The following is a 13,778-nucleotide window of genomic DNA, read 5'->3' as shown; positions in this document are numbered from 1 at the left end:
TATACCATAAAGTAGAGAAATCCCATATCTCCAAAAAATTTGCTACCTCTTATTCTAATTCCTTGGATAAGTACAAAACCAAATCATCATTATTTTGAATAGTGGCATTCATTTCCAACGGTTGGTTTCGATACCAAACTCCCGTTCCATCTGGAATATAACCTCGTTTGATGTACAATCTCTGGGCAGGTCCATACCCTGAATGGAGCCCAACACCAAGAGTCACCTTATCCGATATGAGCTTAACTCGTTTTTCTGCTTCTTCCAGCAAGAGATTTCCAATACCTTGATTTTGAAAGGGCTCAAAGACATTGAAATCTGAAAGTTCTGGAGACATTCCAGCAAAGGGACCATGCTTGGCAATTGGTAAAATAGTGATGTACCCCGCTACTACACCCTCAAAATTAGCAACTAAAGCTTCCCTCTCTCCACTCTCCTGTTCCTTAAAGTATAGAGTTAAAATTTCCTCTCTACTTGGCCAACCTTGGCTGATAAATCCTTGAGATAGATCTTTAATGTCAGATTCTTGCATTTTTCTAATTGAACATGTCGTCTTCATAAGATGCTCCTTTAAAGCTTTCTCCTACCATTATAACACGATAATAAAAATTAAAAGAAAAAACCTAGTAAGGCAAAAGAATCTTACTAGATCAAAAGAGAGCCCTTTCTAATAGAGTCCTGTAAAGTCTGAAAAAGAGATTCATAGGACCTGATAAAAAGGCCCGTATGAAGCTGAAAAAGAGGTCCGGGGGACCTGAAAAAAAGACCCACCCGGGTCTTTTTTTTAATCTTCGTTTACGAAAGGCATCAAAGCCATTACGCGAGCGCGTTTGATAGCTGTTGTTACTTTACGTTGGTTTTTAGCTGAAGTTCCTGTTACACGACGTGGAAGGATTTTCCCACGTTCTGAAACGAAACGGCTAAGAAGCTCAGTATCTTTGTAATCAACATATTCAATTTTATTTGCTGCGATGTAATCAACTTTTTTACGGCGTTTGAATCCGCCACGACGTTGTTGAGCCATGTTTTTTCTCCTTTATAGTTTTAATTGTCCATTAGAATGGTAAATCATCATCTGAAATATCCAACGGATTGGTTGCTCCAAATGGATTTTCATCACGTGAAAAGTCAGGTACTGATTGTGTAGGTGCTGTATAACTAGCAGTTGGTGCAGAATAAGCTCCACCTGTATGTCCTTCACGCACGCTACGGCTTTCCAACATTTGGAAATTATCAGCCACGACTTCTGTTACGTAGACACGTTGTCCTTGCTGGTTATCGTAACTACGAGTCTGGATACGACCTGTGATCCCGATAAGAGAGCCTTTTTTAGCCCAGTTAGCAAGATTTTCAGCCTGTTGGCGCCACATAACGACATTGATGAAATCAGCCTCACGTTCGCCATTTTGACTCTTGAATGTACGGTTTACTGCAAGAGTAAAAGTCGCAACTGCTACATTTGATGGGGTATAACGCAACTCAGCGTCACGTGTCATACGCCCTACAAGTACAACATTGTTAATCATAATTTACCTTCTTACGCGTCAAGTTTGACGATCATGTGACGAAGAATGTCAGTGTTGATTTTTGAAAGACGGTCAAACTCTTTAAGAGCTGCGTCATCGTTTGCTTCAACGTTAACGATGTGGTAAAGTCCTTCACGGAAATCTTGGATTTCGTATGCAAGACGACGTTTTTCCCATGATTTTGATTCAACAACAGTTGCACCGTTATCAGTCAAGATAGAGTCAAAACGTGCTACCAAAGCGTTTTTCGCTTCTTCTTCAATGTTTGGACGAATGATATAAAGAATTTCGTATTTAGCCATTGATATGTTCCTCCTTTTGGTCTAATGACCCCTAGTCTTTGCAAGGGGTAAGTGAGGTTTGCTCACAATTAACTATTATACTAGAAAAGCTAGTAGATGGCAAGAGAAAAAAGATAAAAGTGAAAAATAACTCTATTTCTTAGAAATAACATTCTCTTTTAGTTCCAAAAATCCGGCCATCTCTTTCAAAATGAAAAATAGCAAAAAGCTGGCTAGTACTAAAATGAACCCTAAGTAAAGAAAGGCTACTACAAATCCTAGATAGTCAATCAACCATCCCGTCAGAGGAAAAATGACGATCATACTCAGGCTGAACATCATAGAGTAGACACTTAGCATGGTTGCCCGTACCTCACTTGGGAGTCGCTTTTGTAAATCGTTGTCAAAAATTGGTTGAAAGAGAGCATATAAGGCGTTACTGATCAAATAAACTAAAATATAAATCAGTGGTGTACCAAAGTAGGACAGCAAATAAGTTCCTCCCGTCAAGAGCACAAGAATTGGAAAAAGCTTTAAGGCTGAATACCTCTTTCCAATCTTACTTGCTAGATAAACTGCCCAGATATTCAAAGCACTGCCCATCAGCATGACCATCGAAATCTGCCATCCTTCTAGGTCAGGCAGTTGATTTTGATAGTAAAAATAAAACATACACATCAGTGTTCCGATGATTTGGGACAGAATCATCCAACCAAAAAGACTGGGATTTCGCTGCAACTCCTCTTTGACAGTCCAGATTATTTTTTTCATCGTCAAGCGCTCAGATTTTTGTGCTTTAACACTAGGCTCTTTTAGCATCCAAGTTAGGAAAAGAACGATTATAGAAGTAGCAATCATGACATAGTAGGTCGAGTGCAACTGATCATGGACAAAAAATCCTGCTAAAACGGTTCCCAAAGACCGAGTTCCTTCTGCTACTCCTGACATAAAACTTGAGATGGACAAGTAGCGCTCTTTTAATCCAGCTTCCACGGCCGAATCATAAACCATGGCTGCACTCGTCCCCGAATCGAAATTATAAGACAAGGCACTCACCACCATAGCAAGTGCATAAATCCAAAAATTACCTTGTCCTAGTAACATGAGAATAGACGACGCAATCCCAGCTATTCGACTTAAATACAGATTGGTTTTATAGGAATAGCGGTCAGCTAACATTCCAGAGGGAATTTCACAGATGACACTAGTGGCATGAAAAATACTTTCCAATAAGCCAATCTGCCAAAGCGACATCCCGTTTTGACTGAGAAATAGAATCCAAAAGCTGGTAATGCCCAAAAAGGCAAAAAATTCCACACCAGCCATGAGACCGATATTCTTCCGGTAATTTCGTTTAAACATAGTTTCTCCTTTAACAAGTGTATTTGTATCTTTGTGTTTGTCACTTGTTAAGCTTTACTTTACATGTCCTTCACCTCTTCCTTCAAGTATTATGGTGTTTTGAAAAAACGCCTATTACGGCGTTTTAGTTTTTTTATGGTTTAATACGATGCAACATACGTGGGAATGGAATAGCTTCACGGATATGTTTTGTTCCTGCTGCGAAGGTTACCATACGCTCGATACCGATACCAAATCCACCATGTGGTACTGTACCATATTTACGAAGGTCAAGGTAGAATTCATACTCTGTACGATCCATACCAAGTTCTTCCATCTTAGCGACAAGGGCATCGTAGTCTTCCTCACGCATAGAACCACCGATGATTTCTCCATACCCTTCTGGTGCCAGCAAGTCTGCACAAAGCACGCGCTCTGGGTTACCAGGAACTGGTTTCATGTAGAAGGCCTTGATGGCTGCTGGGTAGTTCATGACAAAGGTTGGTACACCAAAGTGGTTTGAAATCCAGGTTTCGTGTGGTGAACCAAAGTCATCTCCATGCTCCAAATGCTCGTAGTCAGCATCTTCATCATTTTCATGCTCTTGCAAAAGGTCAATGGCTTGATCGTAAGTGATGCGTTTGAACGGCTCAGCAATGTAGCGTTTCAAGAGCTCTGTATCACGTTCCAAGGTTTCCAAGGCTTGAGGCGCACGATCAAGAACACCTTGAAGAAGGGCTTTAACATACGCTTCTTGCAAGTCAAGTGACTCATCATGTGTCAAGTAAGAGTACTCCGCATCCATCATCCAGAACTCAGTCAAGTGACGGCGCGTTTTTGATTTCTCCGCACGGAATACTGGACCAAAGTCAAAGACACGGCCAAGAGCCATAGCTCCTGCTTCTAGGTAAAGCTGACCTGATTGGCTCAAGTAGGCTGGCGTTCCAAAGTAGTCAGTTTCAAAGAGTTCAGTTGAATCTTCTGCCGCATTTCCTGAAAGAATTGGGCTATCAAACTTCATGAAGCCGTTCTTATCAAAGAACTCATAAGTTGCATAAATGATAGCGTTACGGATTTGCATCACAGCCACTTGCTTACGAGAGCGGAGCCACAAGTGACGGTTGTCCATCAAGAAGTCTGTTCCGTGTTCTTTTGGTGTGATAGGGTAGTCTTGAGATTCACCAATAACTTCGATATCTGTAATATCGAGCTCATAACCAAACTTAGAACGCTCGTCTTCTTTGACAATCCCTGTCACATAAACAGAAGTTTCTTGGCTCAAGCGTTTAATGGTGTCAAATTTTTCAAGTCCTACCTCTTCACCAAATTTTTCAATAAAGTTTGGTTTAAAGGCTACACCTTGGAAAAAGGCTGTCCCATCACGTAATTGCAAGAAGGCAATTTTCCCTTTTCCTGATTTGTTGGCAACCCAAGCGCCAATCGTCACTTCTTGACCAACGTAGTCTTTTACATCGATAATTGTTACACGTTTTGTCATTATTTTTCCTTTTCTATTCTTCTTTATGGCAAACTGCCTCTATGTTATTTCCATCTGGGTCAATAATAAACGCAGCATAGTATCCCACATGGTAATTTTTACGTTCGCCAGGTGCACCATTATCCTTTCCTCCAGCAGCCAAAGCTACATGATAGAAAGCATCTACTTCTTGACAAGTTCGAGCACTAAAGGCAAAATGCATCGGCTCTTGTTGACCAACATTTAGCCAAAAATCACCACCTGGATCCACATCTCGCGGTTCTGTGAAACTAACGACCTGCCCCGTATCAAATTGAAGGTGATAATTTAAAGTAGCTAAAGTAGCTTGATAGAAAGCTTTAGAAACTTCTAAATTCTTTACCTTAAGGGTAAAATGATCTATCATTATAATTCCTCCATAAACTGATGCAAACGACGAATAGCTTCTTTCAAGGTATCCAAGTCTGTGGCATAGCTGAGACGAACATTTTCTGGTGCTCCAAATCCAGCTCCTGTAATCAAGGCAAGACCAACTTCTTCAAGGATAGCTGTTGTAAAGTCCGTCACATCGGTATAACCCTTCATCTCCATCGCTTTTTTAACATTTGGGAAAAGATAGAAGGCTCCTTGGGGCTTGACAACTTCAAATCCTGGTACTTGGCACAAGAGAGGATAAATAGTGTTCAACCGTTCCTCAAATGCTTGGCGCATGGTTTCGACAGAATCTTGCGGTCCAGTTAGGGCTTCAATGGTAGCATATTGAGACACTGCTGTCAGATTTGAAGTCGTTTGTCCTGTCAATTTGCTCATAGCAACGATAATTTCAGGATTTCCTACTGCATAACCTACCCGCCAACCAGTCATAGCATAAGCCTTAGATACACCGTTAATCACGATGGTTTGCTTGCGAATGGCTTCTGACAGACTAGAGATTGGAACAAATTCGTTCCCGTTATAAACCAAACGACCATAAATATCATCTGCTAGGATAAGGACATCATGTTCAACCGCCCAATTTCCGATAGCCAAGAGTTCCTCACGAGAGTAGATCATACCGGTCGGATTAGATGGCGAATTGAGAACCAAGACCTTGGTCTTATCTGTTCGGGCTGCTTCTAGCTGCTCTACTGTTACTTTAAAGTGATTGTCTTCCTTGGCCTGGACAAAGACTGGCACACCTTCTGCCATCTTGACCTGGTCTCCATAACTGACCCAGTATGGAGTAGGGATGATGACCTCATCACCTGGATTGACCACGGCCATAAAAAAGGTATAGAGAGAGAACTTAGCACCTGTGGCAAAGGTAACCTCGTTGGCTGCTACGGAATAGCCATAGTAGCGTTCAAAATAGGTATTAACCGCAGCCTTTAAGTCTGGTAGACCAGAAGCAACTGTATAAAAGGAAGCTCGTCCATCACGAATCGCTTCCACCGCCGCATCCTGAATATTTTCAGGAGTATGAAAATCTGGTTGTCCCAAGGTTAAGAAAAGAACATCTTTTCCTTGAGCTTTTAATGCTTTGGCTCTTGCATCACTGGCTAGAGTGACGCTTTCTTCCATTTCTAGTACACGTTTGGATAGTTTCATATGCCCTCCTTATTGGATCACTGCTCCTGTTTCAAAGTCGACCAGATAGTAGTGGTTTCCTGACTTGACTTCCCAAATCGGCTTGTCCTGATAGCGACCAAAGGTGACTTTGTCAATGTCGCTAGCTCCTTTTTCCCTCGAAATCGTCGCCGCCTTGTCTTGAGAAATCCCCTTATCAAGCTGATAAACATAAATCTTGTGGTCATTCTTTTCAATCAGTACGGCAATGGCCTCTTGCTTTTTATTATGTCCTAAAACGCTGTAATAACCTTCTAGTCCATTATAAAAATCAACCTGATCTGCCTGTTCCAATTCTGCATACTGCTTGGCCAGTTTTTCTCCTTCAACCCTAGCATCTTGATAGGGTTTCATGCTGAGTGATATCAGATAAAGGAAGGAAGTGGTCATGACTAGTACTACCAGAGCAATGCCGATTCCATACTGTAAAAGTAGCTTATTTTTTGCTTTTTTTTGTCTTAGTTTCACTCGTCTATTTTACCATCTCTCCTCCTTTATTACAAGTGAAGACAGGAACATTCTAAGAATCTTTCCCTATAAAATATAAGTTCTTGTTTTTCTCTCTCATTATTGATAAAATAACCTTATGAAACAATATTTGAAAGAGAAAATTTCCGATAATCAATTAGACTTAAAAACGGCTATCGTCCTCAATAAAGCCATACGAACTTTTAAACCATATGAAGCCAAGGCTGCTAAAGAACACGGACTAACACCCACTCAATTTTCAGTTTTGGAAACCCTCTATAGCAAGGGGGAACTGCGCATTCAGGATTTGATTGAAAAAATGCTAGCCACTTCTGGAAACATGACTGTTGTTATTCGAAACATGGTTCGAGATGGGTGGATTTCTAAAACTTGTGACCCAAAAGACCGTCGTTCTTTTTTCCTGAAACTAACACCTGCTGGACGCAAAAAAATTGAAGAGGTTCTTCCTGACCATATTAACTCTATTGTAGATGCTTTTAGTATCTTGGAAGATGAGGAAAAGGAAGATTTGATTCGGATTTTAAAAAAATTTAAAAATTTGTGAGCAAAATTATTGCTAATTAGTATTATTTGTTGTAACATAGATGGTGACAAAAGAGTTCGATCTTTAAATTTTAACTAAAGGAGACACATCATGTCTAAAAAAGTACTATTTATCGTCGGATCACTTCGCCAAGGTTCTTTCAACCACCAAATGGCCCTCGAAGCTGAAAAAGCACTTGCAGGAAAAGCGGAAGTTAGCTATCTTGATTACTCAGCTGTTCCCCTCTTCAGCCAAGATCTTGAAGTTCCAACTCATCCAGCTGTAGCTGCTGCTCGTGAAGCAGTTCTTGCTGCGGATGCAATCTGGATCTTCTCTCCAGTCTACAACTTCTCTATCCCTGGAACAGTGAAAAACTTGCTTGACTGGCTCTCTCGTGCCATTGATTTGTCTGATACACGTGGTGCTTCTGCCCTCCAAAACAAGTTTGTTACTGTCTCATCTGTAGCCAATGCCGGTCACGAACAACTCTTTGCGATTTACAAAGACCTCTTGCCATTTATCCGTACACAAGTCGTTGGTGATTTCACTGCTGCACGTGTCAATGACTCTGCTTGGGCAGATGGAAAATTGGTGTTAGAAGAAGCAACTGCTTCATCACTTGAAAAACAAGCTGACGACCTTCTTGCAGCCATCAACTAATCTAGTAAAAACCAGCTCATTCGAGCTGGTTTTATGCTTGTTTCACAAAGACGAGTTCTAAGTCACTTGATAAATCAGGTCGATAGTCAAAACCGGCGAAACTGAGCTTACGAGCTTGTTCGACTGTTTGAACTTGTCCTTCTATCAAGGCTGTCAAAAAAGCCCCACGCGCTTTCTTGGAAATAGTTGAGTGGATTTTCAACTGTCCTGCCTTGTTCTCCATAAATTTGAAGGTCACCATCTTTTCTCTGATTTCCTTCGAAAATACGGTCTCAAACTCAGATGATAGGAGGGAGAATATCAAATCCTCATCCTCTAGCGCCTCATCGTAGGCTGACTTCCAATGACTCTTTAAAGTCTTACCAGCAACTTTTAACTTCATCAAAAAGTCCAAACGATGAGGAGCCATGGGCGACAAGGCAGGGACAACACCGTATAAAGCCGAGGTGATCAGGACATGATTTTCAAGATAGGTTTGTTCAGCCTCGGTTAACCCATCTCGTTTGATGTGGCGATACATGAGACCATCGAAGAGTTTCAAAGTTGGATAATGTTTAGCCCTGTGATCTTTTAAAGCTTGAATATGCCCGTACTCTTCTTCTGCTTTCTCGGCAGATACCTTATAAAAAGTCTCTAATTCACTGGCTGAGTAGTGCGCCAGTGAGTCAAGGACTGCCTGACTTTCTTCCCTCAAAGGGAGCGCTTCAATACAAGGATGGTCTGTGTTCATTTCTTTTGCTGTTGGGATTAAAATTTTCATATTGTTAGTGTAGCATATTTTTCAACCACGACCAAGAATTTCATCTTAAAAACCTCGGTTCATACCGAGGTTTCTTTTACTTGACTTTAAAGGTCTTGAGATAATTATCTTTTCCAACTTGACCTTCGAAGGTTTGGCCATTTTCGAGGTAAGGAAGGTCGTCTGATACGGAAGCCTTGACCTTATAAATCTTGCCATCAACTTTAAAGAAATAGACTGTATCCCCCTTGATGACAGCTGATTTAAGATCTGAAACCACTCCCTTGATGTTTTCTACCGTTTCATTATCCAGCTCGAGGTCGTTTTTATTGGCATACTTGCTGAGGAGTTCATCTACCGTAGCTGCTACGATGACGTTTTGATACTCCACTGCATCAACCAAAGCATACTCCTTGACCAAACCTGCATTGTCCTTCAAGCCCATGATATAGAGCGGTTTGTCGTTGAGATTGACAAGGATAGGGAAGGTAGCCTTGTAGGCTTTCTCTTGCACTGCTCCTTCTGCGGAAGCACGGGCTGATTCTTCGGTTGCTGATGCTAGATTGTACTTGGTGATTTCACCAGTGCGCATATTTTCAAGGATAAATCCTAGATTACTTTCGTCAGCATTTGCTGAAGTCACCCCTGTGTAGAGATAAATGTCATTTCCGATAGAAAGATAGTTATAGCCTTCTGTCGTTTGGGTAACGTTTTTCTTAGAAATCAAGGCATTCCAGAAGCCGTCTTTATACTTGCCGTTGTAGTTGATTTGCTCGATGGTTTCTTCCGCTGGATAGACACGATCCACCCATTCTGGGACTTCATCCAAGCTGTATTCCTTGGTTTCTCCATTGGTAGCATCTAAGATAATAACAGATGAAGGACGAGGAACTCCTAGACCAAACTGCTTTTGATAAACGGTTGCTACATAGAAAGGATTGCCTTCATCATCCACCTCAAAGGAGGGCGTTTTAAAAATCTTGGTTGGGTACTTGATCCGAAGATGGCGTTTGACGTCGCGGTTAAAATACTCAGAGTCCGAATACTTCATCGGCGTTTTTAAATCCACCAATTCCGCATTTCCTGTCACCATATCAACCTTGATATACTCGCCAATTCCCTTGGACTGATTATTAAACCATTTGATCGGGTCGGCATACTCCAAAGGAGTCACTCGATAAGGTTTGCCATCAACCGTCAGCTGGGTATAAGTATCTGCTGCCACGTACTGGGAGACCTTATCCGTCAGAGAGCCTAGATAACGGTCACCGATCTTTTCTGCAGTGCTCCGATCTAGGATCGGAACCTTACTGGTATCACTCTTAGGAAAATCTTTAAAGTCTTTTTCTGTGATAGACACCACATTAGCATAGTTTTTTGCTTGGAAAAAGCTAGAGGTAACTAGGCTTACCAGACCAGCAAGGGCAAAGATAAGGCCTGCAGCCAGCAACAATCCTCCACCTAATTTATTAAAATGAAGCCCTTCTAGATTGAGTTCGTTGGCAACCTTGCCATGACGTACATGAACAGTTTTGAGGAGATTGGTATCCTTGCGGAAACTAAACAAAATCCCCATCACCACCAAATGTACACATAGGAAAAAGATAAATTCCCAACTGGTAAGATTCAGTGGTGGCAAAAAGATATACCAGGTCGTCGCGACCAAAACAAGTTCAAAAAGTATACGTTTCATCTGAGTTCCTCCTAAATAATCCGCCCTTCCAAATGATCCAGTTCATGTTGGCAGATCTGAGCTGGAAAACCTGTTAGCGTAATGGTCTGTTCCTGCCACTTGCTATCACGATAAGATACCGTAATCGTTTCATAGCGAGTTGTTGGTCGCACCCCAGTCAAGGACAAACATCCTTCCTCTGTCTCGTAAGGTCCTTTATAAGAAAGGAGAATGGGGTTAAACATGACAATTGGAACCAAACCAAGATTAAAGATAATGACACGCTTCTGCACCCCAATCATATTAGCCGCCAGACCGACACAGGTCTCGCGATTAGCAAGCAGGGTATCCTGCAAATCCTTAGCTAGATAAAGGTCTTCCTGACTTGCAGCTTTCGAGACCTGCGACAAGAATAAGACATCTCGGACAATTTTCTTTTCCATTCTCTTTCACTCCTTGCTACTTTACTTTATTATAGCACAAAAGAGGGCAACTTCTAGTCCTTTCCCTCAAATGCAAAAAAAGCCATCCGAAGATGACTTTCTTTTTAAATCGCGTTCTTATCAAGACCAAGTTTACGTTGAACAAACTTGACGATTTCGACGATAAGTATCATTGAGAAGCTTCCAGCTAGAACAATAGCCCATTGAGACAAGTCTAGTTTGGTTACGTGGAAAATTCCTTCAAGCGGTTCTACGACGATTGTTGCCATCAAGAGGATGAAGGATACCAAGATAGACCAGTTGAAGGTCTTAGACTTGAATGGTCCAACTGTCAAGATGGATTGGTAAACAGACTTAACGTTGTAAGCATGGAAGAGCTGAATCAAACCGAGTGTTGCAAAGGCCATTGTAAGGGCATCTGCGTGAATGGCGTGATTATCTCCTACATGGACCGGATAAGCAAGAGCAAGACCATAAACAGTCAAGACGAGTGCCCCTTGGAGTACACCTTGATAAATAATGGAACTCATGACCCCACCTGAGAAGAAGCTTGATTTGCGTCCACGTGGTTTGTGGGTCATAACACCTGGCTCAGCTGGTTCAACACCAAGGGCGATAGCTGGGAAGGTATCGGTTACCAAGTTAATCCACAAAAGATGAACTGGCTGTAGGACATCCCAACCAAACAAGGTTGATAGGAAGATCGTTAATACTTCAGCCGTATTGGCAGAAAGTAGGTACTGAATGGTCTTTTGAATGTTTGAGAAGACCTTACGTCCTTCTTCAACTGCGACGATGATAGTCGCAAAGTTATCATCTGCAAGGATCATGTCAGAAGCTCCCTTAGAAACCTCTGTACCAGTGATTCCCATACCGATACCGATGTCGGCTGTTTTCAGAGCTGGAGCGTCATTAACACCGTCACCTGTCATGGCAACGACCTTACCTTGGTTTTGCCAAGCTTTCACGATACGAACCTTGTGTTCTGGAGATACACGCGCATAAACAGAGTATTGACCAACGACTTTTTCAAATTCTTCATCAGAAAGTTCGTTAAGCTCAGCACCAGTCAAGACATGGTCTTCCGAGTCATTTTCGTCGATAATTCCCAAACGTTTGGCAATAGCTTCCGCTGTGTCTTGGTGGTCACCAGTGATCATGATTGGACGGATTCCCGCTTCCTTAGCCACACGAACGGCTTCTGCTGCTTCGGCACGCTCAGGGTCAATCATCCCAATCAAACCAGTAAAGATCAAGTTGTTTTCAAGCTCTTCAGAAGTAAGATTTTCTGGAATACTATCGATAATCTTATAAGCACCTGCAAGGACACGCAAGGCTTGGTGAGCCATTTCAGAGTTATTTGTGTGAATTAATTCAGTAACTTTCTCATCAATCGGAGCAACATCTCCTGCTTTATCACGAGCAACACAACGTTTCAAAAGTTGATCTGGAGCCCCTTTGACTGCCACGAGGAATTTACCATCTGGCAATGGATGAACCGTTGACATGAGTTTACGATCTGAGTCAAACGGCAATTCAGCTACACGAGGATATTTCTCTAAGAATCCTTTAACATCGTAGCCCTTGTCCAAGGCATACTGGATGAAGGCTGTTTCCGTTGGATCCCCGATCAAGTTTCCTTCAGCATCAATCTTAGTATCGTTGGCCAAGACAACAGAACGAAGAAGCGGCATGTCCAAGCCAAGTTCAATGTCATCAGCAGAATCATGTAGGGCTGCATCGTAGAAGACTTTTTCGACTGTCATCTTGTTCATGGTAAGCGTACCAGTCTTATCAGAAGCGATGATTTCTGTTGAACCAAGTGTTTCTACTGCTGGCAACTTACGAACGATAGAGTTTCGTTTGGCCAAAACTTGAGTACCAAGGGCAAGAACGATCGTCACGATAGCAGGAAGTCCTTCTGGAATGGCTGCAACAGCAAGCGCAACAGAGGTCATCAACTCACCAAGTGGATTTTTCCCTTGAATGAAGACTCCAACTACAAAAGTAACAAGGGCAATGACCAAAATTGCATAGGTCAAGACCTTAGAAATGTTGTTCAAGTTTTGTTTGAGTGGTGTATCCGTCTCATCCGCATCTTGGAGCATGCCAGCGATATGACCCACTTCAGTGTACATACCTGTATTGACAACAACACCAAGACCACGACCATAAGTCACATTTGAGTTTTGGAAGGCCATATTGACACGGTCACCAATACCAGCATCTCCAGCGAGCTCGACTGTCAAGTCTTTTTCAACTGGAACAGACTCACCTGTCAATGCTGCTTCTTCGATTTTAAGAGAATTAGCTTCTAGCAATCGTAGGTCTGCTGGAACTACATCACCAGCTTCAAGAGCAACGATATCACCTGGTACCAATTCTTTTGAGTCAATCTCAGCCATATGCCCATCACGAATAACGCGAGCAGCTGGACTAGACATAGACTTGAGGGCTTCGATGGCTTCTTCTGCTTTTCCTTCTTGGTAAACACCAAAGGCAGCGTTGATGATAACCACGGCTAGGATAATGATGGCATCTGCGATATCTTCCCCACCAGAAGTTACGACTGACAAGATAGCCGCAGCAACTAGGATGATAATCATCAAATCCTTAAATTGCTCGATAAACTTGACTAGGAGAGATTTTTTCTCACCCTCTTCCAGTTCATTGCGTCCATATTCAGCTAGACGTTTCTGCGCTTCGCTTGACGAAAGACCTTGCTCAGTTGCTTCAACTGACTTCAAGACCTCTTCAGGACTTTGAGTGTAAAACGCTTGGCGTTTTTGTTCTTTTGACATGTGTCTCCTCCTTGACATTGTGTGCAAAACAAGTTCTCTTTTAGTTTTATGACAAACAAAAAGAGACCTGTTAATCATAACAAGTCTCGCTGTTTAAGATAGTGCCGGAAAACATACTTTTCAGTATACAATTCGGAATGACGACACTATCACAGGTTTCTGCCAGCTACTCCCTTGAGTAGTACTATTATATCAAAATTTGAACAATTTTCAAGGGTTTA

The 13,778-nt window shown here is 42.0% G+C and carries 15 protein-coding genes; 2 read left to right on the top strand and 13 right to left on the bottom strand.

Going from position 1 to position 13,778, the window contains the following annotated elements; translation table 11 throughout:
- Positions 1-49: 49 nt before the first annotated feature.
- The 9 genes from E2R31_RS08025 to E2R31_RS07985 form a co-directional block, all read right to left on the bottom strand.
- The gene (locus E2R31_RS08025) at positions 50-559 is read right to left on the bottom strand and encodes a GNAT family N-acetyltransferase (protein WP_084948899.1); all 510 of its coding nucleotides are present in this window, start codon (positions 557-559) and stop codon (positions 50-52) included.
- Between the two features lie 225 nt (positions 560-784).
- Entirely contained in the window at positions 785-1,024 is a 240-nt protein-coding gene (gene rpsR, locus E2R31_RS08020) for a 30S ribosomal protein S18 (protein WP_000068664.1), read from the bottom strand.
- A 31-nt stretch (positions 1,025-1,055) separates the two neighbouring features.
- Complete coding sequence (gene ssbA, locus E2R31_RS08015; protein WP_000609594.1) at positions 1,056-1,526, bottom strand: single-stranded DNA-binding protein SsbA; 471 nt, start codon at positions 1,524-1,526, stop codon at positions 1,056-1,058.
- Positions 1,527-1,537: 11 nt separating this feature from the next.
- Positions 1,538-1,828 carry a 30S ribosomal protein S6 gene (gene rpsF, locus E2R31_RS08010; RefSeq protein ID WP_049505311.1) on the bottom strand — a complete coding sequence of 97 codons (291 nt, stop codon included), beginning with the start codon at positions 1,826-1,828 and terminating at the stop codon, positions 1,538-1,540.
- A 132-nt stretch (positions 1,829-1,960) separates the two neighbouring features.
- A complete protein-coding gene (locus E2R31_RS08005; RefSeq protein WP_084926080.1) occupies positions 1,961-3,169 on the bottom strand; it encodes an MFS transporter in 1,209 nt (402 codons plus the stop codon).
- A gap of 133 nt (positions 3,170-3,302) precedes the next feature.
- Positions 3,303-4,646: an asparagine--tRNA ligase gene (gene asnS / locus E2R31_RS08000; protein ID WP_000167131.1), complete on the bottom strand. Its 1,344-nt coding sequence runs from the start codon at positions 4,644-4,646 to the stop codon at positions 3,303-3,305.
- Between the two features lie 13 nt (positions 4,647-4,659).
- The gene (locus E2R31_RS07995) at positions 4,660-5,031 is read right to left on the bottom strand and encodes a VOC family protein (protein ID WP_132973876.1); all 372 of its coding nucleotides are present in this window, start codon (positions 5,029-5,031) and stop codon (positions 4,660-4,662) included.
- Positions 5,031-6,212: a pyridoxal phosphate-dependent aminotransferase gene (locus E2R31_RS07990; protein ID WP_132973874.1), complete on the bottom strand. Its 1,182-nt coding sequence runs from the start codon at positions 6,210-6,212 to the stop codon at positions 5,031-5,033. The genes E2R31_RS07995 and E2R31_RS07990 overlap by 1 nt, the downstream gene beginning before the upstream one ends.
- A gap of 9 nt (positions 6,213-6,221) precedes the next feature.
- On the bottom strand, positions 6,222-6,698 hold the full coding sequence (locus tag E2R31_RS07985) for a cell wall elongation regulator TseB-like domain-containing protein (protein WP_132973872.1): 477 nt from the start codon (positions 6,696-6,698) through the stop codon (positions 6,222-6,224).
- 118 nt (positions 6,699-6,816) lie between these two features.
- Between E2R31_RS07985 and E2R31_RS07980 the strand changes: the two genes are divergently transcribed.
- A complete protein-coding gene (locus E2R31_RS07980) occupies positions 6,817-7,263 on the top strand; it encodes a MarR family winged helix-turn-helix transcriptional regulator (RefSeq protein WP_132973870.1) in 447 nt (148 codons plus the stop codon).
- A 90-nt stretch (positions 7,264-7,353) separates the two neighbouring features.
- Complete coding sequence (locus tag E2R31_RS07975) at positions 7,354-7,902, top strand: NAD(P)H-dependent oxidoreductase (RefSeq protein WP_132973868.1); 549 nt, start codon at positions 7,354-7,356, stop codon at positions 7,900-7,902.
- A 31-nt stretch (positions 7,903-7,933) separates the two neighbouring features.
- On the opposite strand, the gene yaaA is transcribed toward E2R31_RS07975, so the two are convergent.
- From yaaA to E2R31_RS07955, 4 genes are all read right to left on the bottom strand, one after another.
- Positions 7,934-8,662, bottom strand: a complete 729-nt coding sequence (gene yaaA, locus E2R31_RS07970; RefSeq protein ID WP_132973866.1) for a peroxide stress protein YaaA — start codon at positions 8,660-8,662, stop codon at positions 7,934-7,936.
- 76 nt (positions 8,663-8,738) lie between these two features.
- Positions 8,739-10,334 (bottom strand): hypothetical protein, encoded by a 1,596-nt coding sequence (locus E2R31_RS07965; protein WP_132973864.1) that lies wholly within the window; start codon positions 10,332-10,334, stop codon positions 8,739-8,741.
- A gap of 11 nt (positions 10,335-10,345) precedes the next feature.
- Positions 10,346-10,756, bottom strand: a complete 411-nt coding sequence (locus E2R31_RS07960; RefSeq protein WP_132973862.1) for a peptide deformylase — start codon at positions 10,754-10,756, stop codon at positions 10,346-10,348.
- A 104-nt stretch (positions 10,757-10,860) separates the two neighbouring features.
- The gene (locus E2R31_RS07955; protein WP_132973860.1) at positions 10,861-13,557 is read right to left on the bottom strand and encodes a cation-translocating P-type ATPase; all 2,697 of its coding nucleotides are present in this window, start codon (positions 13,555-13,557) and stop codon (positions 10,861-10,863) included.
- Positions 13,558-13,778: the final 221 nt, after the last annotated feature.

The organism is Streptococcus downii, from assembly GCF_004353325.1.
Taxonomy (GTDB): Bacteria; Bacillota; Bacilli; order Lactobacillales; family Streptococcaceae; genus Streptococcus; species Streptococcus downii.
This window is presented reverse-complemented; position numbering and strand designations above follow the sequence as displayed.